This is a genomic window from Halomonas sp. HMF6819 (genome assembly GCF_044335525.1).
Classification (GTDB): Bacteria; Pseudomonadota; Gammaproteobacteria; order Pseudomonadales; family Halomonadaceae; genus Vreelandella.
In genome coordinates, this window is the sequence record NZ_JBIQVY010000004.1 from 385,341 (window position 1) to 408,712 (window position 23,372).

Genomic DNA, 23,372 nt, shown 5'->3' on the forward strand with positions numbered 1-23,372 from the left:
CGTCATTGGTAGTGGGTTCGGCGATCGAGAAGCGTGAACTTGAGCGTGGCCACCACGGCGAGCACCAGCAGGATCACCACGGTAATGGTGGCCGCGGTGGTGCGGTCGAAAAACGCGAAGGCGTTCTCGTAGACGTAGTAGAGCAGCAGGTTGGTGGCGTTATTCGGCCCGCCCTTGGTGAGAATGAACAGGTGATCGACCACGCGCACGGCATTGATTAGCGCGTTGATCAAAACGAACAGGGTGGTCGGCATCAAAAGCGGAAAGGTCACCCGCCAGAAAAAGCGCGCGCGGCTCGTGCCTTCGAGATCCGCCGCTTCCTTGAGCTCCGGCGGAATCGCCTGCAGCGCCGCCAGATAGAAGATCATGAAAAAGCCGGCTTCCTTCCACACCGACATCACGATGATCGAATAAAGCGCCACGCTTGGGTCGCCCAGCCAGTTCACTCCGGAAAAGCCGAGTGCTGCGAGCAGCGTGTTGAACAGCCCGATCTGCGGGGCGTAAAAGAACATCCAGATATTGGCCGCGGCGATCATCGGCAGGATCGTCGGCGTGAAGTAGGCCATGCGCACAAGCCCGCGGCCAGGAAGTCGCCGGTTGACCAGCAGCGCCATGGCAAGCGACAGCGCGATGGAGACCGGAATGGTGCCGAGCGCATAGATCAGGTTGTTGCGCGCTACCTGCCAGAATTTCGGATCCTCGAACAGGTACCGGTAGTTCTCGAGACCGACGAATGCCGGCGGCGCGCCGCGAAAGCCGGGCAGATAAAGGCTCTGGATCACCGTGGTAATCGTGGGCAGATAGGCGAACAGGCCAAGCAGCAGCGCGGCGGGCAGTAGTAGCAGTGCCCCGTAGAGCTGTAGCTTGCGGTGGGCGGTCAGCGTCATGATGAAGGCTCGCCGGTGAGTGAGCGCCGGGCCAAGGCCCGGCGCCTGAAAGGTCAGGCCGGCTTAGCGGGCGTAGCGGCGCAGGATGCGGTCGGCCTCGGCTTGCGCCTGGGTCAGCGCCTCCTCTGGCGTCATCTGACCGGTGAGCGCGGCCTGGACGGCGTTATCGAGCGTGCGGCGAATGCGCCCGCCCTCATAGGTGGCAAGCTCGGCGGTGCCGAATTCCAGCTGATCGCGGGCGACCGCCGCCGGCGGGAAGGCCTCGACGTAGTCGCGTAGCGCCTCGGTCTCGTAGGCGGCGGAACTCACGCCCATGTAGCCGGTTTCGATCGACCAGTCTGCGGCGCGTTCCGGAGCGGTCATCCAGCGGATGAAGGTCATCGCGGCGCGCTGCTCCTCGTCACTGGTATCGGCAAAGATGTAGAAGTTGCCGCCGCCGGTGGGGCTACCGCGCTGGGTTTTGGCCGGCAGCATCGCCACGCCGAAATCGAAGTCGGCATCGCTCTTCACGGCACTCAGATTGCCGGTGGTATGCCACATCATCGCCGTGGACTGCTCAAGGAAGTTCTGGCGAAGCGTGCCCCACTCGATGGTGCCGCCGGGCATGACGCCGTCTTCGGCCAGCGATACCCAGTACTCCAGCGCCTCGATGGCGGCCGGGTCGTCGAAATAGACCTCGGTGCCGGCGTCGTTCATCAGCCGGTGGCCGTTCTGGTAAGCGAAGGCCTGAAACATCCAGTACGGGTAGCCGGTAGAGGGCACCATGACGCCCCACTGATCGCCGCTGGCTTCGCGCACGGTCTGAGCCATTTCGGCCATTTCGTCCCAGTTCTGGGGTGGGGTGTCCGGGTCGAGCCCGGCGGCTTCAAACGCGTCCTTGTTCCAGAACAGCACGATGGTCGAGCGCTGAAAGGGAATGCCGTAGGTCTTGCCGTCGAGCTGGCCGTTCTCCATCAGTCCGGGGTAGAAGCCATCGAGCCACGCGCGCTCCTCGTCGGTCTCGACCAGGTCGTCGAAGGCGACGATGGCGTCCTGTTCGATCAGCTCGAACAGATCGATGGAAAACATCACCGAAAGCTGCGGGGTATCGCCGGCCTCAATGGCGGACATCGCGCGCACCCGGGTGTCGTCGTAGTTGCCGGCGTAGATGGCTTCGACGTCGATCTCCGGGTGTTCGTCCTCGAACTCCTCGACCAGTTCGTCGATTACGTCGGTCAAGGCGCCGCCCACCGACACCGGGTAGTACATCGTAAGATCGACCGCGGCGCTGGCCTGGGTGGCGCTCAAAAGGCCGGCGGCCAACGCGGTAAGGGCAAAGGGAAGACGAGACAACATGACGAACTCCTTTTAGGGGGCGAGAGAGGGGAATCAGTGCTGGAACGAGCCCACCGTCGGCGGACGGGCAACGCTTTTCGGCGCGGCGGCGAAGGCGCGGGGCGTCAGGTGCTCGTGGCGCAGGCCGTCGGCGGCGAACAGGTGCGCCTTGTCCGGCGCCCAGTAGAGCCGGCACGCCGCGCCTTCGAGCGCCGGGCGGCCGTTGACGCGCACGCGAAGGGAGTGGCTGCCCACGCTCACGTGAACGACGGTGTCGGCGCCCAGGTACTCTTCACCGTTGATGCGCGCGGCCACGCCAGGCTCGCTTTCAGCGCGAAGCGTGATGTCCTCGGGGCGAACGCCGAGCTTTCCGCCGGCGGCTTCCAGCGGCGCGACGGGCGTGGTGTCGCCGTCGATCACGGCACCGGCATCACCGGCTATCAATGGCAGTAGATTCATCGCAGGGCTTCCTATGAAACTGGCGGCGAAGGCGCTCGCCGGGCGGTCGTAGAGCTCGCTCGGGGTGGCGTCCTGAACGATGCGGCCGTGCTGCATCAAAATGACCCGGTCGCCCATGCTCATGGCTTCCACCTGATCGTGGGTGACGTAGATCACCGTCATGTCGAGCCGGCGCTGCAGCGCCTTGATCTCGCGGCGCATGTCGGCTCGAAGGCGCGCGTCCAGGTTCGAGAGCGGCTCGTCCATCAGGCAGATCGGATGCTCGGAAACGATGGCGCGGGCGAGCGCCACCCGCTGGCGCTGGCCGCCGGACAGATTCGCCGGCTTGCGGTCGAGATAGGGCGACAGGTCGACCAACGCCGCCACGTGAGCCAGGCGCTTGTCGCGCTCGGGCCTGGGCACGCGGCGACTCTTCAGGCCAAAGACGATGTTCTCGGCCACGCTCAGGTGGGGAAAGAGCGCGTAGGACTGAAACACCATGGAGAGGCCGCGATCGCCCGGCGGGGCGCGGGTGACGTCGCGCTCACCGATATGAATCGCGCCACGCGTGGCCTCTTCGAGCCCGGCGATCATACGCAGCGTGGTCGATTTACCGCAGCCGGAGGGCCCCAGCAGAATGACGAACTGCCCTGGCGTCACCTCAAACGAGATGTCGTCGACGGCGGCGGTAGCGCCCCACTGCTTGGAAACGCCCGCCAGTTGAATGCGCGATTGGCTCATGGTGTTCACCAACGGTGGGTCTTGGCCAATCACTGTGGGTCAAGGAGGTTGCCGTTGTGTGACGCTTGTGTGGCAAAAGCGTGTCAGCGAAGCGTCAGCCCGTGGCGCTTGAGCTTGCGTACCACGCTTGACTGGCTGATCCCCAAGTGCTCGGCGAGGGCGTAGGTGCTGGCGTGCGTGCGACAGCCACGCTCAATAAGTTCGCGCTCCAGGCGGGCCAGGTAGGCGGGCAGGGTTTCGTCCTCCAGGGGCGGCGGCGCGCTTGGCGTCGGTGGCGTGTGAGGGGCGCTAGCGAGCGAAGAAGGGGATTCGAACCCTTCGATGCGATCGAACGCGCTCGAGAGCCAGGCGCGCTCCAGCCAGTTCTCGAGCTCGCGCACGTTGCCGGGCCAGTCGCTTCCCATCAGCGTCGACCAGACGTGGTTGTCGAGAAACTTCTGCCGCCCGTAGTGGGCGTTGAGCCGGGCCAGGCACGCCTCGGCAAGCGCGGGAATGTCTTCGCGACGCTCGCGAAGCGCGGGCAGCGTCACGGGAATCACGTTGAGGCGGTAGTAAAGATCCAGCCGGAAAAGGCCTTCCTGCACGCGCGCCGCCAGGTCCTGATTGGTGGCGACCACCAGGCGGAAATCGACCCGGCGGGGGCGGGTGTCGCCCAGGCGCGTCATCTTGCCGTCCTGGATCACCTTCAAGAGCTTGGTCTGCATCAACAGCGGAAGCTCGCCGATCTCATCGAGAAACAGCGTGCCGCCTTCGGCCTGCTCCAGAAGCCCTGCCTTGCCCTGGCGGGCGGCGCCGCTGAACGCGCCGGGCTGGTAGCCGAACATCTCGGACTCGAACAGGTTCTCCGGAATGGCGCCACAGTTGACCTCGATGAAGGGGCCGGCCGCGCGCTCGCTCCAGCGGTGAAGCTGGCGGGCAAACGCCGTTTTGCCCACGCCGGACTCCCCCAGCATCAGCACGCTAGCCCCGGAAGGCGCCACGCGCTTTAGGAGCCTTGCGACCTCGCGCATCGTGTGGCTTCGCACCTGAAGCTCCTCCAGGGCGCTGTCGAGCGCCGGGTCGTCGGCCACGCTCTGGCCGCGCTTGACGTGCTCGTTGAAGCGCTTTTGCAGCAGCGCGTACTCGTCCTGGAGAAGCTGCAAATCGGTCATGTCCCGCGAGCGGCTGACGATGCGCTCGAGCCTGCCGTTCACAAAGACCGGGTGGGCTTCGGCGATCACCCTTCGCCCGGTGCCGGTGACCTGCATCAGCTGCGCCGGGCGGTGGGTGCGCATGACCTCCATACTGATGGAGGGTTTGAGCACGCCGTCGCGCTCAAGCTCCCTGACGTTGCTGCCCAGAAGCGCCTCGCGCGGGAGCCCATACACCGCCTCCACGCCGGGGCTGATGTCCAGTATCTCGCCATCACCACTGACGATGAAGAAGTGGTCGTTGGCGGTCTCCACGATAGTCTTGAGCACGCTGCGATCAATCTCGTCCACGCCGTTCTCCTCGAACCGATAGTGACTCGTCAATGCAAAAACGACTCGATACTACGCTTTTTTGAGTCGGTTTTGCATTAATCGAAGCGCAAGAAGGCCGATTGGCGGGGCGCCGCCCGCCTGGCACGTTAAATGCAGTAGCTGAGTAAACCCCATGATCGGGCTCGGTGTTCAGGACGCTGGGCTCGAGAATCGCTACAAGGAAAGGAGAAGCGCAGTGAGTGACTTCAATCAGCCGCTGGGCGGCAACAGCGTGCCGCGCTTTGGCGGGCCGGCGACCATGATGCGCCTGCCCGCTCAAGAGAGCGCGAAGGGGCTCGATGCCGCGTTCATCGGCATTCCGATGGATATCGGCACCTCCAACCGGCCCGGCACGCGCATGGGGCCGCGCCAGATTCGCGACGAGTCGCGCATGCTGCGCCCTTACAACATGGCCACCCGCGCCGCGCCCTTTGAGTCCCTGCAGGTGGCGGACATCGGCGACGTGCCGATCAACACCTTCCATCTGCCCAAGAGCGTCGACATTATCACCGCGTTCTTCGACGACGTGCTCAGCCACGACTGCGTGCCGTTGACCCTCGGCGGCGATCACACCATGACGCTGCCGATTCTGCGTGCCATGGCCAAAAAGCACGGCCCGGTGGGCTTGATTCATATCGACGCCCACGCCGACGTCAACGAGCACATGTTCGGCGAGGAGATCGCCCACGGCACCACTTTCCGCCGCGCCCAGGAAGAGGGACTCTTGGCGAAAGAGAAGGTGGTGCAGATTGGCCTGCGGGGCACCGGCTACGCCGCCGAGGACTTCGACTGGTGCCGCGACCAGGGCTTTCGCGTGGTCCAGGCAGAAGCGTGCTGGTACCAGTCGCTGGCGCCGCTGATGGAGGAGGTGCGCGCGCAGATGGGCGATACACCGGTGTACATCAGCTTCGACATCGACGGCCTCGACCCGTCGGTGGCGCCGGGCACCGGTACCGTCGAAATGGGCGGTCTGACCTCCCATCAGGGCCTCGAGATCGTGCGCGGCGCGGCGGGGCTCAACATCGTCGGGGGCGATCTCGTCGAGGTTTCTCCGCCCTATGACACCAGCGGCAATACCGCGCTGATGGGCGCCACGCTTTTGTATGAAATGCTCTGCGTACTGCCGGGAGTGAAGAAAGGAGAGTGATCGCGTTGGGCGCCGTTCGGGCGCCCGTCTGAACGCGATACGGATACTACAAAAAGGAAGGTCGAACCTTTCGTATAAACGCCGCCAGCCCACCTTCGATAATCATTTCCAACAGGTGAACATCATGTCCGACCCTCAAGCGATACGCGATGAGCGCGCGCCCGACGAGGCCATCCCGCGCCGCCATCTGCTCAAGTTCCTGATTCCCTCGATCATCGGGGTGCTGCTGTTTCTGGTGCCGTTTCAAAGCGGTGAGTCGGTCAACATCGGCATGGGGATGATGGCCGATGGCCTACAGGCGCTACTCGGCGAGGCGCTGCCGCTGATCGCCATGGTGGTGCTGTGCGTGTCGGTCGTCGTCACGCTCTACGTGAAAGCCGCAAAACCCACTTGGGCTCAAGGCGGCCACTTTGGCGACATGTTCCAGGTCGGAATGATCTGGGTGGCGCTGCGCGTGCTGGGTGCCATTTTTGTGGTGATGACCTACTTTCAGGTGGGGCCCGAGTTCGTCACCGCCTCGTTTACCGGCGGTGTCATGCTCAATGACCTGGCGCCGGTGCTGCTGACGTTTTTCTTCTTCGCTGCGATTTTGCTGCCGTTTCTGGTCGAGTTCGGCTTCATGGAATTTATTGGAAGCCTGGTGCGCAAGCCGTTTCGCCTCATCTTCAACCTGCCGGGGCGCAGCGCCATCGATGCCACCGCCTCTTGGATGGGCTCGGGCACCGTGGGCGTGCTGATTACCTCGCAGCAGTACGAGCAGGGGTTCTATAGCGGCCGCGAAGCCTCGGTGATCGCCACCAACTTTTCCGTGGCGTCCATTGCCTTCAGCCTGCTGGTGGTCAACTTCGTCGATTTGAACCACCTGTTCGTGCCGTTCTACTTCACCGTGGTGGTGTCCGGGCTGATCGCCGCGATCGTCGTTTCACGCATTCCGCCGCTGTCGTTGAAGGCCGACGACTACTACGAGCCGGTGGGCTGTCAGATTCGTGAAGAGAACACCGGCCGCGCTGGGCTTTTCCGCTACAGCCTGCAGCAGGCCACGCGCCGCGCCGCCGGTGCGCCCGGCCCCGCGCAGCTTGCCAAACTGGCGCTGATTAACGTCATCGACATTTTCCTGACGCTGCTACCGCTGGTGTTCGCGATCGGCACCATCGCGCTGATTCTGGCCGAGTTCACACCGCTCTTTACCTGGCTTTCCTACCCGATGGTGCCGGTGCTGGAGCTTTTGCGCATTCCCGAAGCCCAGGCCGCCGCGCCCGCCACACTGGTCGGCTTTGCCGACATGTTCCTGCCCGCGGTGCTGGCCACCAATATCGACAGCGAGCTCACTCGCTTCGTCATTGCGTGCCTGTCGATGACGCAGCTGGTGTACATGTCCGAAATCGGCGCGCTGCTGCTGAAGTCGAAGATTCCCATCGCGCTCTGGGAACTGGCGGTCGTGTTTCTGCTGCGCACCGTGATTACGCTGCCGATCATCGCATTGATGGCGCACACCCTGTTCTTCTAAGGAAATGCCATGACGGCTCACGATACGATGACCTGCGCTGAGCTTTTGATTCGCCTTCTGCGCGACACCTACGGCGTCGACACGCTCTTCGGCATCCCCGGCGTGCACACGGTCGAGCTCTACCGTGGCCTTGAAAGCGGGGGCGTTCGCCACGTCACCCCGCGCCACGAGCAGGGCGCGGGCTTCATGGCCGACGGCTATGCCCGCGCCAGCGGCAAGCCCGGGGTCTGTTTGATCATCACCGGCCCCGGCATGACCAATATCGCCACCGCCATGGGCCAGACGCTGGCGGACTCGGTGCCGATGCTGGTGATCTCGAGCGTCAACCGCCGCGATACCCTGGGGCTCGGCCAGGGCCGACTTCATGAGCTACAAAGCCAGCAGCAGGTGATCAGCGGCGTGGCGCGCTTCAGCCATACGCTGCTCGACGCCGACACGCTGCCTGACGTGCTGGCCCGCGCCTTTGCGGTATTCAATGGGGCGCGCCCGGGTCCGGTGCATATCGAGATCCCTATCGACCTGTTCGACGCGCCGGTCACGCCGCCGCGCTCCTGGAAGGCACCGCGCCTTTACCGCGCGGCGCCGGACCCGGAAGGCCTACGCGAGGCGGCGCGGCTTTTGGAGGAGGCGAAGCGCCCGCTGGTGCTCCTGGGCGGCGGCTGCGAGGACGCCTTCCAGGCTGCTCACTCGCTGGTCGAGCGGCTCGACGCGCCGACGGTGACCACCATCAACGCCAAGGGGCTTTTGGGGCGTGACCACCCGCTGGATCTCGGCGCCAACGCAGCACTCCCTGCGGTGCGCCGGCTGGCTTTTGATGCTGACGTGATTCTCGCCGTGGGCACCGAACTCGGTGAAACCGATTATGACGTGGTGTTCGACGACGGCTTCAAGCTTAACGGTACGCTGATTCGCGTGGATATCGACGCCGAGCAGCTGGCGCGCAATCAGGCCACCACGCTCGGGCTGGTGGGCGATGCCGGGCGAACGCTGGCGCTTCTGGCCGAGTATTTTCCCGAGCTGCTATCCCGGGGCGGCGCCGAGCGGGTCAGTGAAGCGCTAGCGGAACTCGATCTGGAAAACGATCCGGCGTTTTCCACCTTCGTGCCGCTTTACGAGACGCTTGCCGAGCATCTGCCCGAGGCGATTCTGGTGGGCGACTCCACCGCACCGGTTTACGCCGGCAATCATCTGGTCAGTCAGCCGGCGCCTCGGCGCTACTTCAACGCCTCGACCGGCTACGGGACGCTGGGCTACGGATTGCCCGCCGCGCTCGGCGCCCAGCTCGCTCAGCCGCAGCTTCCGGTGGTGGCGCTGGTGGGCGACGGTGGGGTGATGTTCACGCTCTCGGAGATCGCCACCGCCGTCGAGGAGCAGATCCCGGTCGTCATTTTGCTGTGGCACAACGCGGGGTACGAGGAGATCCGCCGCTACATGGACGATAACGGCGTGGCGCGCCTGGGCGTAGACCTCAAGGCGCCGGACTTTTTGATCCTTGCCGACGGTTTCGGCTGCCCGACCGTTCATATCGAAAGCCCTTCTCAATTGGCGGCGGCGCTTTCCGAGCGCGACGACGCCCGCCCGCTTCTCATTGAAATCGACGCCTCCGCCTGGCAGCGCGGCGTTACCAACAAGGATGCGCCATGAAAATCCTCGATCAGCAGTTCATCGATAACCGCTGGGTGGCCACGAAAGCGACCCGCACACTCGACGTTGTGAACCCCTACCGTGAGGAAGTGATCGCCCGAGTGACCACCGGGGCGCCGGAGGACGTCGACGCCGCCGTTACGGCGGCCCGCGCCGCCCAGCCTGGCTGGCAGGCGCTGGGTGGCGAGGCGCGAGCGCAGTATCTCGATGGCTTCGCGCAGGCCCTGACGACGCGGCGCGAGGCGCTGATCGAGCTGAGTGCCACCAACAACGGCAAGCCGCTGATGGAAGCCGGTATCGACCTGGACGACGCGATCGCCTGCTATCGCTACTACGCCGGCCAGGCGCGGGCGCTGGACGCCCGCCAGGGCGAGCGGGTCGAGGTCGAGATGGAAGGCGTCGAGGCGCGGGTTTATCACGACCCTGCCGGGGTCGTCGCGCTGATCACGCCCTGGAACTTCCCGCTGGTCACCAGCGCCTGGAAGCTCGCTCCGGCGCTGGCTGCGGGCTGCACCGTGGTGCTGAAGCCTTCCGAGGTAGTGCCGCTGCCCGAGCAGGCGCTGGCGGAGATCGCACTCGACATCGGCCTGCCCGCGGGTGTGCTGAACCTCTTGAACGGCGACGGTGAGGGTATCGGCGCGCCGCTGGCAAGCCATCCGAATGTGGACAAGGTGTCGTTTACCGGCAGCAACCGCGTCGGCGAGGCGGTGATGAAGGCCGCCGCCGCCCGCACCGCCGGGGTGTCGCTGGAGCTTGGCGGCAAGTCGCCGATTCTGGTGATGGAGGACGCGGATCCTTCGCAGGCCGCCGATTGGGTCATGGCGGGTATCTACTTCAACGCCGGCCAGATCTGCTCGGCGACCTCGCGCCTTTTAGTGCACGAAGATATTGCCGAGGCGCTTTTTGAGGCGCTTGCCACACGAATGGATGCGCTCACTCTGGGTGACCCGCTCAGCGAGGGCACCGACTTGGGCCCACTCACCAGCGCCAAACAGCGGGACGCCGTCAACGGCTACCTGAAGATCGCCGAACAGGAAGGGCTGACCGCGCTGCGCGATCACACCCACTACACCTTGCCCGAGCAGGGCTACTTCGCCGCCCCGACGCTTTACCGCGACGTGCCGGTAGAAAGCCGTTTGTGGCGCGAGGAGATCTTCGGCCCTGTGCTGTGTGCGCGCAGCGTCCAAAGCGAGGCGGAGGCGATCGAACTTGCCAACGACAGCGACTTTGGCCTCGCCGCCACGGTGATCAGCGGCGACTTCGATCGCGCCAAGCGCATCGGCCGTGCGCTCAAGGCCGGCAGCATCTGGTACAACTCTGAGCAGCTGGTACTGCCCGAAACCGCCTGGGGCGGCTTCAAGCAAAGCGGCATCGGGCGTGAACTCGGCCCCTGGGGGCTAAGTGCGTATCTGGAGGTGAAACACGTGGTGGGGCCGGCTTAACGCGCCGGCATCGGGTAGCGCCGGTCCCATTTTCCTGCCTTGACCACCTGCCCGGGCACGTCGTGACCAACTAGCTCGGGCAGCGTGGCGGCCACTTCCAGCAGGGCGTCCAGATCCACGCCGGTGTCCACGCCCATGGCTTCGAACATGTGCACCAGGTCCTCGGTGCAGACGTTGCCCGTTGCGCCCGGGGCGAAGGGGCAGCCGCCCAGTCCGCCGAGCGCGGCGTCGAAGCGGGTGATGCCCGCCTGCCAAGCCGCCAATGCGTTGGACAGCCCCATGCCGCGAGTATTGTGAACGTGCAGTGTGAACGCGGTGGACGGCCAGCGGGTGATGACCGCCTCACACAGCGTTTTGACCTGCATCGGGTTGGCCATGCCGGTGGTATCGCACAGCGTCACGCCTTCGATCCCCATGTCCACCAGCTGTTCGATCAGCATCAGCACGCGCTCTCGCACTACGACGCCATCGAACGGGCAGCCAAACGTGGTGGAGAGCGAGGCGTTGATGAACACATCGCGTTCGCGCGCGACGTCCACGATCTCACGAAAGCGCTCGAGGGACTGCGCCGGCGTCATGCGCAGGTTGGCCAGGCCGTGGCTGTCGCTGGCCGACATCACCAGGTTGAGTTCGTCCACCTGGCAGGCGAGCGCGCGCTCGGCGCCCTTGAGGTTGGGCACCAGCACGGTGATGTCGACCCCTTCCCGGCGCTGAATCCCGGTGACCACGTCAGCCGCGTCCGCCAAATTGGGAATCGCCCTGGGCGAGGTGAAGGAGGTGGCTTCGATACGCGAAAGGCCTGTCGAGGAGAGCGCGTCGATCCAGCGAATCTTGTCCTCAGTCGGCACGAAGCGTGATTCGATCTGAAGGCCGTCGCGAGGGGCGACCTCGTTGATCTCTACGCGGGCGGGGTAGGGGGATTGCGTCAGCATGGGTGCGCTCCTTTAAATGATGCCGGCCTGGCGCAGTTTGGCGCGGGTGGCGTGATCGATCTCCAGCTCGTCGAGCACTTCCTCGGTGTGCTGGCCGAGTTTGGGGCCGCCGTTGCCCAGCCGCCCGGGGGTGGCGCTGAGTTTGGGCAGCACGCCGGGCACCTTGAGCGGCTCGCCGCTTTCCCGCGTGAAGGTCTGGATCATCTCGCGGGCAAGATAGTGCGGATCAGCCGCGATGTCCTTTGCGGTATAGGGGTAGCCAGCGGGGACGCGGGCCTCGTCCAGCGCCTTCAGAATGACCTCGCGGGTGCGCGTCTGCGTCCAGGCCTCGATGGCGGCGTCGATCATATCGGCGTGCAGGCTGCGCCCGTCGTTATGGGCAAGAGCGGGGTCACCGGCCAGGTCCTCACGGCCGATCACGCCCATCAGGCGCTTGAAGATGCTGTCGCCGTTGCCGGCGATCAGCACGAAATCGCCGCCTTCGCAGCGGTAGGCATTAGAGGGCGTGATGCCGGGCAGGGCGCTGCCGCCGGGCTCGCGTACCTGGCCCGTGGCATCGAACTCGGGCAGCAGGCTCTCCATCATGGCGAACACCGACTCGTACAGCGCCACGTCGATCTCCTGACCCAGTCCGCTCTTTTGCCGCTCCTGGAGGGCGAGCAGCGTGCCGATCACGGCGTAGAGTGCCGAGAGCGAATCGCCGATGCTCACGCCGACGCGTACCGAGGGTTCACCGGGCTGACCGGTCAGATAGCGTAAGCCTCCCATGGCCTCGCCGATGACGCCGAAGCCGGGCTTGTCGCGGTAGGGGCCGGTCTGGCCGTAGCCGGAGATGTGCACCATGATCAGCGCCGGATTGAGCGCGGAAAGCGCCTCCCAATCTAGCCCCCAGCCCTCCAGCGTGCCCGGGCGGAAGTTTTCGACGACCACGTCGGCCTCGCGGGCCAGCTGTCGTACCAGCGCCTGGCCCTCTTCGCTGCGCAAATCGAGCGCCACAGAGCGCTTGTTACGGGTCTGAACGTGCCACCAAAGCGAGGTGCCCTCTTCCAGTATTCGCCATTTGCGAAGCGGGTCGCCGGTGCCGGGCGGCTCGATCTTGATCACATCAGCGCCGAATTCACCCAGCAGCTTGGTGGCGAAGGGGCCGGCGATGAGCTGGCCGAGTTCGAGTACCTTGATACTTTTTAGCGGCAGTTCACGTTCAGGGGCGGGCATGGCGGATACCTCGTGCAGGCGGATCTATTATTGTCGAGCGCCAGAATGCGACAGCCCGCCAGGCGCGACAATTAGGCAATGAATAAGCGGGGGTTCGTCGCCTGCGAAGGTATACGCTAGTATGGCAGTCTCGCTCGACAGGAGCCCTTGCGATGCGTCGGTTCGACTTCACGACCCTAAAACTCTTCATTTCCGTGGCCGAGGAAGGGCGGCTCACGGCGGCGGCGGCGCGCGAGCACATGGCGTTGGCGGCGGTGAGCAAGCGTATCAGCGACCTTGAAACGCTGGTGGGCACCACGCTTTTATACCGCAAGCCGCGCGGCGTGGAGCTGACCCCGGCGGGGCAGGCCTTTTTGCACCATGCCCGGCGGATTCTCGACGACATCGAGCGCCTCGAGGCGGAGCTTTGCGAGTACGGAGACGGCGTAAAAGGCCACGTACGCATGCACTCCAACACCTCGGCCATCATCGCCTTTCTTCCCCAGGATTTGAGCACGTTTTCACAGCGCTACCCGGACATCAAGATCGACCTGCAGGAGCGGGTCAGCAGCGAGATTATTGCCGCCGTGCGCGACGGGCTGACCGATATTGGCGTGTTCGCTGGCCATGTCGAGGCACCGGATTTGGAGTGTTTGGCATACCACCAGGATCGACTCATGCTGGTGATGCCCGCCCGACATCCGCTGGCCAACCGCCCATCCGTTAACTTTGCCGATGCGCTCGATTTCGACTTCATCGGCCTGCAGCAGGATGCGTCGCTTCAGATGCTACTGTCCGAACACTCCCAGCGCGCGGGAGGCGCGCTGCGCATGCGGATTCAGGTGCGCAGTTTCGATGCGATCTGTCGCATGATCCATCACGGCATGGGGGTGGGCATACTGCCCGAACGAACGCTCTACCGCGATTTGAACGATCTCGAGCTTGTGAGCCTTCCGCTCGAGGAGCGCTGGGCGCGCCGCGAGCTGGTGATCGGTATGCGCCGCTACGCCACGCTGCCTGCAACAGCTCGCCATTTGGTCGATCATCTGATCCAAAGCGCCGCTACCTGAGCCGGGTCCGGGTCGTGGCTTGAAAACCCGGCCTTCCACGGGCAAAAGCCATCACTCACGCTATTCAAACGCAGCGCGGGGTATCCCTCTTTAGTCTTAAGCGCCCGCAGGCTTTGAAAGAACCCCGCGCCACATCGGCGTTTGCAACCATCGTATTTGACGAAGTCTTCCTTCACGAACGTCGATTTGAGCCCGCCCCCCTGCTTGTCACAAGATCTAACCAGCACACTTGCTACCCCTCGATACTCAATAACGACAACCGTAGAGAGTGATGACAATGAAAAAATCACTACTGGTCACGCTGGCAGGCTTTGGCATATTCACGGCTGCGAGTTTCGCGCTGGCCGATACGATCGAAATCCAGGTCAACAACACCATGAGCGAAGGTGGCTCGGAAAGCGCCGCCGTCGAGCGCTTCTCCGAGTACCTGGAAGAGCAGGCGCCGGGTCGCTTCGATGTGCGCCCCTTCCTGGCAGGGTCGCTGGGCGGCGAGGATTCGGTGCTCGAGCTTCTCAACCTGGGCCAAACTCAAATCTCGCTGACCGGCGGCAACTGGCGCCAGCAGTACGCGCCGGAGTATGACGCTATCACCGTGCCGTTTCTGTTCACCACCTGGGACCAGGTGGATGGCTATCTCGAGAGCCCGTCGGGCCAAACCATGGTGGAGCAGGCCGAACAGCGCGGCGGGCTCAAGTTTCTAGGGCTTCAGCACCGCGGACCGCGCCACATGACGGCCAACAAGGAAATCCACACGCCCGAGGACCTCGAGGGCTTTCGTCTACGCCTGCCGTCGCTGCCGATTTGGCTACGGGTATGGGAGGAGATCGGCGCTCAGGTAGTGAACGTGCCCGCCCCGGAAATCTATCTGGCCATGCAAACCGGTCAGGTCGACGGTCACGAGAACTCGCTCTCTTCACCCTACACGCGGCGTCTGTGGGAAGTGCAGGACTACCTGATCATGACCAGCCACGTGCAGTTCCCTTGGAGCTGGGTCGCCAGCTCGCGCTGGTGGGAAGGGCTTTCCGAAGAGGACCAGACGCTGATTCAGGAGGCCGTCGACGTGGCGCGCGAGTACGGTAACGAGCAAGAGCGTGAGCTCGACGACTACTACCTGGAAGCGCTGCAGGAAGAGGGCATGACGGTGATCGAGCCGGATACGGAGGCCTTCCGCGAGGCGGCGATGCCCGCCATCGACGAGGTACTGTCGGAAATGGCCGACGGCGTGCGCGAAGACGCGATCAGCGCTAACTCTGCTCAGTAACGGTCTGCTCAGTAATCATCAGGTTTGACGGCGCCTTTTTCGAGGCGCCGCTCATCGTTTTCATGAAGGAGTTCACCTGTGGATGAAGCACGGGCGCCCGCACACGGGATCGATCGTTTCGCCTTGACCCTGCTGCGCTGGGTGACACGCGTATGCGACGGTTTGGGCGTCGCGATTTTGGTCGGGATTTTAGGACTGATCGTTTTGGCGGTTCTGGCCCGGGATTTACTGAACTGGGGCATGCCCTGGACCGAGGAGGTGGTATCGCTAATGGCAATTTACGCCGTCAGCCTCGGCTCGATTTCGGCCTGGGTGCGAAGTGATCATCTGGTCGTGGATCTGTTCAGCCACCGGCTGGGTGTGATCGGACGCCAAGTGCAGTACCGGCTGATTGCCGGCGTCTCTACCGGCTTTTTCGTGCTGGCCGCTTGGGGGGCCTGGATCATGGCCGGCGTCAGTGTTAACAACAATACCGTCTCGCTGGGCATCAGCTTTGCCTATCTTTACTACGCGCTGTTTACCGGTTTTGCCGCCATGGCGGTGCTGGCGCTGTGGCAAACGCTGCGAGGCCCGGTCGACTGGCTCATCGAGCCCGCTGAGCAGGAGGCGCTTTCGTGACCGAACTTGCCATTTTCGTGGGTGGGCTGCTGGGGCTGATGATGATCGGCCTGCCCGTGGTGGTCGCCATTGGCGTTACCTCCTTTATTGCGCTGACGGTGACCGGCGCGGGCGGGCTGCCGGTGGAGCTTCTATCGCTTCGCATGGTGCAAACGCTCAACAACTTCACGCTGCTGGCCATACCGCTGTTCATTCTGGCGGCCAACATCATGAACCTGGGCTCGACCACCACGCGTATTTTTGACTTCGCCACGGCGCTGGTGGGCTTTACCCGCGGTGGGCTGGGTCACGCCAACGTAGTGGCGAGTTCCATTTTCGCTACGATGTCCGGAACCGCCGTGGCCGACGCCGCGGGGCTTGGCAGTATCGAAATCAAGGCAATGAAAGAGCGCGGCTATGCGCTCGATTACACCACCGGCATCACCGCGACCTCGAGCGTTGTCGGCCCCATCCTGCCGCCGAGCATCGCTTTGGTGGTGTATGGGTGGCTTGCCAACGTCAGTATCGGCGGGCTGTTCATGGCGGGGCTTCTGCCCGGCATTTTGATGGCGGCGTTGCTGATGGGTATGACCGTGGTGCTGGGCGCCACCGGGCGAGTGGTAATGCCGGAGCCGACGCCTTTCGATATCCGTGAGGTAGGCCGCACGGGTAAGCGGGCGGCGCTGCCCTTGCTGATGCCCGCCATTATCGTCGGCGGTATTTGGGGCGGCTTTTTCACGCCGACCGAGGCCGGCGCCATCGCTTCGCTGTACGCGCTGGTGTTGGGCGGGCTGGTGTATCGCGATCTGAGCCTGAAGAGTTTGTACGATGCGTTTCGCCGCACGCTGATGTTTAGCGCGGTGATTCTTTTGATCATTGCCGTATCGAGCTTCTATGGCTGGATTCTGGTGCGCATGGGCATCCCTCAAGCGCTGGCGGGCCAGGTCGCGAGTCTCGACATGCCCACCTTCGCGCTTCTGATCTGCTTTGCGCTGTTCTTTTTGCTCATCGGCTGCTTCATGTCGGTGATCGAAAGCATTTTGATCTTTACCCCGATCGTGGTGCCCGCCGCGCTGACCGCCGGCCTCGATCCGGTACACTTCGGCATCGTCATGGTCATTACGCTCTCAATCGGCGTCATCACGCCGCCCTTCGGCACGGTGCTGTTCATGATGGTCAGCATCACCAGACTGCGCTACGGCCAAGTGGTCAAGGCGGTCCTGCCGTTTTTGATTCCGGTGATACTCGCGATTTTGCTGTTGATCGCCATTCCAGGGCTCGCGACTTGGCTTCCGGGGGTGATGGGCTACTAAAAGGCCTTAACACCTTTTGGAATGAGGTAAGTAAAACGCCGGCACCAAAGCCGGCGTTTTGCTAATCCCGATTGACATGACCACCTCGGCCCATGTGCCAACCGTAAACAAAACTATTCTCATTATTTTTTGTTTGAGACAGGTTTTGGCACACAGGATTTTTATTTAAGTTTATGATATTTAATGGTTTTAAAGAAGTAGGCGCCAATCTGGTACGCCCGCTGCAGTGAGTGGGCCGAGAGCGCAACGTCAGGAGGACGATTCGCTCTCGTTTCGACTCAGTAAACATATTAACCGGGCATTTCATCTTTCGCCCACGTTTTAAAAGCAGCAAAGCGAAACGACCAGGAGGTACGATCATGAAGAAGGAATCTCTGAAAAAGCTGGGTATCCTCGGCGTCTCTTTCGGGCTGATGGCAAGCCCGCTGGCCTTTGCCGGTATGGAAGAAGACACTACCGCCCCGCAGGAACCAACGCCGCACGAAGACACCATGCAAGATGGTCAGGGCACCTACCAAAGTTATGAAACGGATCAGCAGCCGGGTGTAACGACCGAGTACGAAGAGGAAGAGCAGGAGTTTACTTACGAGGAAGAAGAGGAGGAGCAGGAAGAGTGGGGAACCGATACCGAAAAGGAGTCTGACAGCAACTGGTAACCCGTTCTTGATCAAGGAGTAACTGCTCTCTGGTTCACGGACGAGCCACGAAACGCCCCGCCGATTGCGGGGCGTTTTGCGTTTAAAGGGCTTCGCTACCCCTGATTTGCGCGTTGGGCTAAGGTTAACGTTCTCCACTACGGCTTGGGCGCTCGCCTTTAAGCCGCCGACAGGGATGTACGTTACGTGCCGAGTTTTAACGAAGTGCCGGTGTTGCCACGTCTGGATGGGCGGGTCGAAGCGATCGATCTTGCCCGCGGTATTGCCATTGGCCTGATGATTTTGAGCCACACCGTCAGCGGGCTGGTGGGAATTGCCAACGTGCCCGAGTGGGGCATGGTGCCAGTGCATCTGCTCACCAAATTCTCCTCGTCGCTGTTCATTACGGTGTTCGGCATCGCGCTGGCGGTGGCGTTTCTGCCACGCACTCAAAGAGAGGATTGGCCCAAACGGCGGCTGAAGCTCTGGCTGCGCGCCGTCGAGGTCTGGTTCTGGTACAAGGCGCTGACCATCGTCGAAATGCTGCCCTTCTACGCACCCGCCGACATTCTCAATACGCTTTTGTACGCCAACTTCGCCATCTGGGTGGAAATCCTCGGCTTCTACGCCATCGCGCTCGTCTGGGTGCCGCTGATACTGCCACTATGGGCCCGCGCGCCGCTCTGGTCGCGGCTGGCGGCGATCATCGGGCTCGCCGCGCTTTCCTCCTGGCTTCAGGGCTTCGATTTCGGTGGTTACGCCATTTTGAAAGCACTACTGGTCGATCATCCCGACTACTACGCCTGGGGGCAAATCAGCCGTGCGCCGCTCATCCTCATCGGGCTTTTGATCGGCGAGGCGGCGCTTCGCTGCCACGGCGAGCAGCGCGCGCAGCGCCGGTTGATGCTTGCGTTGATCGCGCTCGGCGCGGTGATGGTCAGTGCGTTCTACGCGATTGCGGCGGCCCAGGGTGATGTGTACGCGGCCATGACGGCGGTGGCCAACAATGTCGGCAAGCACCCTCCAGGGCTTGCTTTCATGCTCTTTAGCCTCGGCGGAGCCTTCATCCTTCTGGGCCTGGCATTGGCCGGCGGTCGCGCCGCCGCCCGGGCACTTTTACCGCTGACCCTTGTCGGAAGCGACGCGCTCAAGGCGTTCATTTTTCATATCGTGATGATCTTTCTGGTGCTGCGCTTTCTGCTGGGCTTGAATGAGACCATCACCTACCCCCAGTCCTTGGGCATCGGCGGGCTTTTGATTCTCGGCACGGCGCTGTGGATCTGGCTCACCCGCTGGATGGCAGCACGCCGGTAAAGGCCGCGTGCTCCAGGGCGACCTGAACGACACAGGCGTAACGCTACAGACGCAATAATACCGAGGTAACGCTTTGCGAGGATTGATACGCACGCTCAACTACGGGCTTTTGCTGGTGACGCTCTCATTAGCGCTACCGGCCCAAGCCGACTGGTATTTTGAAGTCGATAAACAAAGTGCCTGGCAAGGAAGTTTAAGCACTCGCCTGACCGCCATCGAAGACGCTTTTGGCGGGGCGCTGGGCGTCTACGTTCAGGATCTACAAAGCGGCGAAGCGTTCTCCTGGCAGGCGGACATCCCCTGGTATTTGGCGTCGCTGATCAAGGTGCCGGTGGCCGCCGAGGTGCTGGCCCGGCGCCAGGCGGGCGAGCTAATGCTTGCTGAGCGACTGACGCTTGCCCAAAGCGACTTCGTCGACGGCGCCGGCCCGGTGATTTGGCACGACCCGGGCACGCCAATCTCGATCGAGTATCTGCTCGAACAGATGATCACCGTCAGCGATAACACTGCCACCGACATGCTGATCGACCGCGTCGGGCTCGGCGCCGTTAACGCCCGGGCGGCGCAAATGGTGGCTGTCAGCGGCGGCGACCCGAGCGACGTCGGGCCGATCACGACGCTCAAGGGCGTGCGCCAGGGCGTGTACGGCGAGCTGCACCCCCAGGCGCGCTCGCTTTCCGGTATCGACTTCATCGAGCTTCGCCAGCACCGCGTCAGCCAGCGCCCCGCGGCGCTGGCGCGGCGGCTGGGCGTCCCGCGAGAGAGCCTTCGCCAGCCCGACTACGAAAGCGCCTTCGATGCCTACGAGCGCACCGGCGAAAATACCGCGACGCTGCGCGCCTACGGCGACCTGCTCGCCTCGCTCGAACACGCCGAGCATGACGATCTCGACGCCACCCAGCTCCAAACGCTGATCGAGGTGATGACGCGCACCCATTCCGGTCAGGCGCGCTTGAAGCGCGGCTTGGGCGAGGACATCATTTTCGCCCACAAAACCGGCACCCAGCACCATCGAAGCTGCGATGCGGGGCTTGCCTATAGCGAGGCGGCCGCGCAAACCGCGGGGCCCTGGGTGATCGTTGCCTGCACCCGCGGTGGGCCGCCGCGCGCTGCCCACGAGCAGGCCTTGGCCCGCGTGGGTGAAGCGCTCAGAATCACCGGCGCGGTAGGCACACCCTGAGCCCCCAGGCCGGCGGCGTGCGTGTTAAACTAAGGTTTCTAAACTATGGCTCCCTTAAACGAATCCATTGGAGGCTTATCATGGCCAGTGCCAGCGCCCGTCATATCCTGGTAGACAGCGAAGAGCAGTGCCTCGCGCTGAAGCAAGAGATTGAAAACGGCCGCGACTTCGCGGACGTGGCAAAAGAGCACTCGAAATGCCCGTCCGGGCGTCAGGGCGGCGAGCTGGGTACCTTCGGCCCCGGCCAGATGGTGCCGGAGTTCGATAAAGTCGTCTTCAACGGCGAACTCAACCAGGTCCACGGCCCGGTCCAGACCCAGTTTGGCTACCACCTGCTCGAAGTTACCAGCCGCAGTTAATCGGCCTGTTGCCGGCCGGCGTGCGGTTGGCGCCGGCCGCTTTGGGCCGCCAGGCACCGTGGCCCGCTGCGGTGTGAGGAGCACGCCTTGAACGACCCCATTATCTCGATCGAGGGCTTGAACAAAACCTACGAAGGTGGCTTTCAAGCGCTCAAACACGTGGATCTGACGATCCAGCGTGGCGAAATTTTTGCCCTGCTCGGCCCCAACGGCGCGGGCAAGACCACGCTGATCAGCCTGGTGTGCGGGCTGGTCAATCCTTCTGAAGGCCGCGTGACGGTCGACGGCTTCGATAACGTCAAACAGTACCGCCAGGCGCGCGAGCGTATCGGTCTGGTGCCCCAGGAGCTGACCAACGAAGCGTTCGAAACGGTCTGGAACACGGTGAGTTTCAGCCGCGGCCTGTTCGGCAAAGCGCCAAACCCCGCGCATATCGAAAAGGTGCTCAAATCGCTGACGCTGTGGGATAAGCGCGACAACCGCCTGATCACGCTCTCCGGCGGCATGAAACGTCGTGTATTGATCGCCAAAGCGCTCTCCCACGAGCCGCGCATCCTGTTTCTCGACGAGCCCACCGCCGGCGTAGACGTAGCGCTACGCCGTGATATGTGGGAGGTGGTGCGCAAGCTTCGCGACGACGGCGTCACCATCATTCTCACCACCCACTATATCGAAGAGGCCGAAGAGATGGCCGACCGCATCGGCGTGATCAACGGCGGCGAAGTCGTGCTGGTGGAAGAGAAAGCCGCGCTGATGAAAAAGCTCGGCAGCAAGCAGCTTACCCTCGAGCTTCATACCCCGCTTTCGGCGCTGCCGCCGCGCCTGCAGGTCGATACCCTGACGCTTGGTTGCGATGGCCGCTCCCTGGTGTATACCTACGATGGCCACCAGGAAGAGGAGGGCCGCGGCGTGTCAGCGCTTTTAAGCGTGCTCAACGAAGAGGAGATCCTGGTGAAGGATCTGCACACTCGGCAGAGCTCGCTGGAGGATATTTTCGTCGATTTGGTCAAGGAGCGTTCATGAATCTCTACCCCGTCCGTTCGATCTACATGGCGGAGATGGCGCGCACCCGGCGTACGCTTCTGCAAAGTATCGTTTCGCCGGTGATCTCGACCTCGCTCTACTTCGTGGTGTTCGGCGCGGCGATCGGCTCGCGTATCAGCGAAATCAACGGCGTGAGCTACGGCGCTTTCATCGTGCCCGGGCTGATCATGCTGATGCTGTTGACCCAGAGTGTGTCGAACGCCTCCTTCGGGATTTTCTTTCCCAAGTTCTCCGGCAGCATCTACGAAATTCTCTCGGCGCCCATTTCGTATCTGGAAGTGGTGGTGGGCTACGTGGGAGCGGCGGCGTCGAAGTCGATGCTGCTTGGGTTGATCATTCTGGGCACCTCGAGCTTTTTCGTGCCGCTGGAAATCGCCCATCCGTTCTGGATGCTGACGTTTTTGGTGCTCACCGCCGTTACCTTCAGTTTGCTGGGGTTCATCATCGGCATCTGGGCCGACGGCTTCGACAAGCTTCAACTGGTGCCGCTTCTAGTGATCACGCCGCTGACGTTTCTGGGCGGAAGTTTCTACTCCATCGACATGCTGCCGCCGTTTTGGCAGACCGTGACGCTGGCCAACCCGGTGGTGTATCTGGTCAGCGGCTTTCGCTGGAGCTTCTACGGCATCAGCGATGTGAGCCTGGCGGCGAGTGTGGTCATGATCGCGCTCTTTCTCGCCGCGAGCCTGGCCATGGTGGGCTGGATCTTCCATACCGGCTACCGACTCAAGCCCTGATCCTCTTTCGATCGATCGTTCAACCGCTTAAAAGGCTCTTTTCTCTATGCCGCTTTTGCAAAGCATCGTGCACCGTTTGGACCCTACGCTGGACGGCGAACGCCTGACCGTGACTGCCGCCCCGGGGGCTGCCGACAGTAACGACGACACGATGGCCGCGCTGGTCAGCAAGCTCGCGGACACCTACAACACCAAGGCGAAGGGCTGGGGGCGGTTTGCCAGCGAAGGCGAGCAGGCCGGGCCGCTGGTCGCATGGCTCGAAGCGTATATGAAAGGCGAGCTGGCGTTCGAAGCGCTGAGCACTCAGTTGACCGAGCGGTTGGCCCGCGAATTACAGGAGGCGCTCTCGGTGGGCGGCTATCTGGTCATCGCCCACCAGCGCCAGGGCGATACCGAAACGCTCTTGTTTGCGCTGGTGCATCAGCGTGAAGGCATCGGCATCGGTGAGGCGCACCAGGCGGTGCCCGCCGCGCAGCTCAATACCCAGCAGCTTACGCTGGCCGCGCGGGTCAATCTGACCCAGTGGCAGCAGGGCGATGGCGCGGGCAGCCAGCAGTACGTCTCGTTTTTGAAAGACCGCGGCGCGAAGAAGCTGGCCGACGGCGTGGCGGCGGTGCTCGGCATGGAAGAGGGCATCGACGCGCCGGCGGAAACCCGCACGCTGCTCAAGGCCTTCAGCGACTATGTCGAGCGCGAAGACCTCGACGAGGAGGCCAGCCGCGAGAAAACCGATACGCTGGTGGACTACGCCCACGAGCAGATGCGCCGCGGCGAGCCGATGACGCTCGAGGAACTCTCGGGGCTGGTCGACGAGCAAGCGCCCAAAGCGTTTTATGAGCATATTCGCAACGCCGACTACGGCCTTTCGCCGGAGATTCCGCCGGACAAGAAGACGCTGAGCCAGTTTCGCCGCTTCACCGGCCGCGCCGGGGGTGTTTCGATCAGCTTCGACTCGCATCTTTTGGGGTCGAGCATCGAGTACGACGAAGGCCAGGACCGGCTAATCATCAAGCAGGTTCCCAAACAGCTCAAGGAGCAGCTCGCCAAGCGCAAGGAGTGACCTTTGTTAGCGGCGGCGGGTCAGTAGAAAAAGCGAAGGATCACGACAGACGCG

General features: G+C 63.1%; 21 protein-coding genes. 15 read left to right on the forward strand and 6 right to left on the reverse strand.

Features of this window, described 5'->3' with window-relative positions:
- Window positions 1–2 precede the first annotated feature (2 nt).
- From ACGLWX_RS14110 to ACGLWX_RS14125, 4 genes are all read right to left on the reverse strand, one after another.
- Window positions 3–887 (reverse strand): carbohydrate ABC transporter permease, encoded by an 885-nt coding sequence (locus ACGLWX_RS14110; protein WP_396240587.1) that lies wholly within the window; start codon window positions 885–887, stop codon window positions 3–5.
- A gap of 63 nt (window positions 888–950) precedes the next feature.
- A complete protein-coding gene (locus ACGLWX_RS14115) occupies window positions 951–2,222 on the reverse strand; it encodes an ABC transporter substrate-binding protein (RefSeq protein WP_396240589.1) in 1,272 nt (423 codons plus the stop codon).
- 33 nt (window positions 2,223–2,255) lie between these two features.
- A complete protein-coding gene (locus tag ACGLWX_RS14120) occupies window positions 2,256–3,380 on the reverse strand; it encodes an ABC transporter ATP-binding protein (RefSeq protein WP_396240591.1) in 1,125 nt (374 codons plus the stop codon).
- Window positions 3,381–3,463: 83 nt separating this feature from the next.
- Window positions 3,464–4,861 (reverse strand): sigma-54 interaction domain-containing protein, encoded by a 1,398-nt coding sequence (locus tag ACGLWX_RS14125; RefSeq protein ID WP_396240593.1) that lies wholly within the window; start codon window positions 4,859–4,861, stop codon window positions 3,464–3,466.
- Window positions 4,862–5,078: 217 nt separating this feature from the next.
- Here ACGLWX_RS14125 and speB point away from each other — a divergent pair, with 217 nt between their 5' ends.
- The 4 genes from speB (at window position 5,079) to ACGLWX_RS14145 (ending at window position 10,622) form a co-directional block, all read left to right on the forward strand.
- Complete coding sequence (gene speB, locus ACGLWX_RS14130; RefSeq protein WP_252106143.1) at window positions 5,079–6,029, forward strand: agmatinase; 951 nt, start codon at window positions 5,079–5,081, stop codon at window positions 6,027–6,029.
- Window positions 6,030–6,153: 124 nt separating this feature from the next.
- On the forward strand, window positions 6,154–7,536 hold the full coding sequence (locus ACGLWX_RS14135) for a YjiH family protein (RefSeq protein ID WP_396240595.1): 1,383 nt from the start codon (window positions 6,154–6,156) through the stop codon (window positions 7,534–7,536).
- Between the two features lie 9 nt (window positions 7,537–7,545).
- Window positions 7,546–9,180: a 5-guanidino-2-oxopentanoate decarboxylase gene (locus tag ACGLWX_RS14140; RefSeq protein WP_396240597.1), complete on the forward strand. Its 1,635-nt coding sequence runs from the start codon at window positions 7,546–7,548 to the stop codon at window positions 9,178–9,180.
- A complete protein-coding gene (locus ACGLWX_RS14145) occupies window positions 9,177–10,622 on the forward strand; it encodes an aldehyde dehydrogenase family protein (protein ID WP_396240599.1) in 1,446 nt (481 codons plus the stop codon). The genes ACGLWX_RS14140 and ACGLWX_RS14145 overlap by 4 nt, the downstream gene beginning before the upstream one ends.
- On the opposite strand, the gene ACGLWX_RS14150 is transcribed toward ACGLWX_RS14145, so the two are convergent.
- The gene (locus ACGLWX_RS14150; protein ID WP_396240601.1) at window positions 10,619–11,554 is read right to left on the reverse strand and encodes a hydroxymethylglutaryl-CoA lyase; all 936 of its coding nucleotides are present in this window, start codon (window positions 11,552–11,554) and stop codon (window positions 10,619–10,621) included. The two genes, ACGLWX_RS14145 and ACGLWX_RS14150, sit on opposite strands and share 4 nt — an antisense overlap.
- A 12-nt stretch (window positions 11,555–11,566) precedes the next feature.
- Window positions 11,567–12,769: a CaiB/BaiF CoA transferase family protein gene (locus ACGLWX_RS14155; protein ID WP_396240603.1), complete on the reverse strand. Its 1,203-nt coding sequence runs from the start codon at window positions 12,767–12,769 to the stop codon at window positions 11,567–11,569.
- Window positions 12,770–12,921: 152 nt separating this feature from the next.
- Here ACGLWX_RS14155 and ACGLWX_RS14160 point away from each other — a divergent pair, with 152 nt between their 5' ends.
- The 11 genes from ACGLWX_RS14160 to ACGLWX_RS14210 all read left to right on the forward strand — a co-directional run bounded on the left by ACGLWX_RS14160 (window position 12,922) and on the right by ACGLWX_RS14210 (window position 23,318).
- Entirely contained in the window at window positions 12,922–13,818 is an 897-nt protein-coding gene (locus tag ACGLWX_RS14160; RefSeq protein WP_396240605.1) for a LysR family transcriptional regulator, read from the forward strand.
- 277 nt (window positions 13,819–14,095) lie between these two features.
- On the forward strand, window positions 14,096–15,079 hold the full coding sequence (locus tag ACGLWX_RS14165) for a TRAP transporter substrate-binding protein (protein ID WP_396240607.1): 984 nt from the start codon (window positions 14,096–14,098) through the stop codon (window positions 15,077–15,079).
- 78 nt (window positions 15,080–15,157) lie between these two features.
- A complete protein-coding gene (locus ACGLWX_RS14170) occupies window positions 15,158–15,697 on the forward strand; it encodes a TRAP transporter small permease (RefSeq protein ID WP_396240609.1) in 540 nt (179 codons plus the stop codon).
- Window positions 15,694–16,989, forward strand: coding sequence for a TRAP transporter large permease (locus tag ACGLWX_RS14175; protein WP_252106152.1), 1,296 nt, complete (start codon window positions 15,694–15,696; stop codon window positions 16,987–16,989). Before ACGLWX_RS14170 ends, ACGLWX_RS14175 begins: the two co-directional genes overlap by 4 nt.
- Window positions 16,990–17,348: 359 nt before the next feature.
- Window positions 17,349–17,645: a hypothetical protein gene (locus ACGLWX_RS14180; protein WP_396240611.1), complete on the forward strand. Its 297-nt coding sequence runs from the start codon at window positions 17,349–17,351 to the stop codon at window positions 17,643–17,645.
- Window positions 17,646–17,831: 186 nt separating this feature from the next.
- Window positions 17,832–18,938: an acyltransferase family protein gene (locus ACGLWX_RS14185; RefSeq protein ID WP_396240613.1), complete on the forward strand. Its 1,107-nt coding sequence runs from the start codon at window positions 17,832–17,834 to the stop codon at window positions 18,936–18,938.
- Window positions 18,939–19,011: 73 nt separating this feature from the next.
- A complete protein-coding gene (locus ACGLWX_RS14190; protein ID WP_396240615.1) occupies window positions 19,012–20,118 on the forward strand; it encodes a serine hydrolase in 1,107 nt (368 codons plus the stop codon).
- A gap of 80 nt (window positions 20,119–20,198) precedes the next feature.
- Window positions 20,199–20,477 carry a peptidylprolyl isomerase gene (locus ACGLWX_RS14195; protein ID WP_396240617.1) on the forward strand — a complete coding sequence of 93 codons (279 nt, stop codon included), beginning with the start codon at window positions 20,199–20,201 and terminating at the stop codon, window positions 20,475–20,477.
- Between the two features lie 87 nt (window positions 20,478–20,564).
- On the forward strand, window positions 20,565–21,500 hold the full coding sequence (locus ACGLWX_RS14200) for an ABC transporter ATP-binding protein (RefSeq protein ID WP_396240619.1): 936 nt from the start codon (window positions 20,565–20,567) through the stop codon (window positions 21,498–21,500).
- A complete protein-coding gene (locus ACGLWX_RS14205) occupies window positions 21,497–22,258 on the forward strand; it encodes an ABC transporter permease (RefSeq protein WP_396240621.1) in 762 nt (253 codons plus the stop codon). The genes ACGLWX_RS14200 and ACGLWX_RS14205 overlap by 4 nt, the downstream gene beginning before the upstream one ends.
- 46 nt (window positions 22,259–22,304) lie before the next feature.
- Entirely contained in the window at window positions 22,305–23,318 is a 1,014-nt protein-coding gene (locus tag ACGLWX_RS14210) for a nucleoid-associated protein (RefSeq protein ID WP_396240623.1), read from the forward strand.
- The last annotated feature ends 54 nt before the right edge of the window (window positions 23,319–23,372 follow it).

What these genes read in the sequence shown, in the direction of transcription:
- ACGLWX_RS14145 (WP_396240599.1), top strand. Translation starts at nt 9,177, where the DNA reads ATGAAAATCCTCGATCAGCAGTTCATCGATAACCGCTGGGTGGCCACG.
- ACGLWX_RS14180 (WP_396240611.1), top strand. Translation starts at nt 17,349, where the DNA reads ATGAAGAAGGAATCTCTGAAAAAGCTGGGTATCCTCGGCGTCTCTTTC.
- ACGLWX_RS14135 (WP_396240595.1), top strand. Translation starts at nt 6,154, where the DNA reads ATGTCCGACCCTCAAGCGATACGCGATGAGCGCGCGCCCGACGAGGCC.
- ACGLWX_RS14115 (WP_396240589.1), bottom strand. Translation starts at nt 2,222, where the DNA reads ATGTTGTCTCGTCTTCCCTTTGCCCTTACCGCGTTGGCCGCCGGCCTT.
- ACGLWX_RS14110 (WP_396240587.1), bottom strand. Translation starts at nt 887, where the DNA reads ATGACGCTGACCGCCCACCGCAAGCTACAGCTCTACGGGGCACTGCTA.
- ACGLWX_RS14120 (WP_396240591.1), bottom strand. Translation starts at nt 3,380, where the DNA reads ATGAGCCAATCGCGCATTCAACTGGCGGGCGTTTCCAAGCAGTGGGGC.
- ACGLWX_RS14165 (WP_396240607.1), top strand. Translation starts at nt 14,096, where the DNA reads ATGAAAAAATCACTACTGGTCACGCTGGCAGGCTTTGGCATATTCACG.
- ACGLWX_RS14140 (WP_396240597.1), top strand. Translation starts at nt 7,546, where the DNA reads ATGACGGCTCACGATACGATGACCTGCGCTGAGCTTTTGATTCGCCTT.
- ACGLWX_RS14195 (WP_396240617.1), top strand. Translation starts at nt 20,199, where the DNA reads ATGGCCAGTGCCAGCGCCCGTCATATCCTGGTAGACAGCGAAGAGCAG.
- ACGLWX_RS14150 (WP_396240601.1), bottom strand. Translation starts at nt 11,554, where the DNA reads ATGCTGACGCAATCCCCCTACCCCGCCCGCGTAGAGATCAACGAGGTC.
- ACGLWX_RS14210 (WP_396240623.1), top strand. Translation starts at nt 22,305, where the DNA reads ATGCCGCTTTTGCAAAGCATCGTGCACCGTTTGGACCCTACGCTGGAC.
- ACGLWX_RS14155 (WP_396240603.1), bottom strand. Translation starts at nt 12,769, where the DNA reads ATGCCCGCCCCTGAACGTGAACTGCCGCTAAAAAGTATCAAGGTACTC.
- ACGLWX_RS14160 (WP_396240605.1), top strand. Translation starts at nt 12,922, where the DNA reads ATGCGTCGGTTCGACTTCACGACCCTAAAACTCTTCATTTCCGTGGCC.
- ACGLWX_RS14205 (WP_396240621.1), top strand. Translation starts at nt 21,497, where the DNA reads ATGAATCTCTACCCCGTCCGTTCGATCTACATGGCGGAGATGGCGCGC.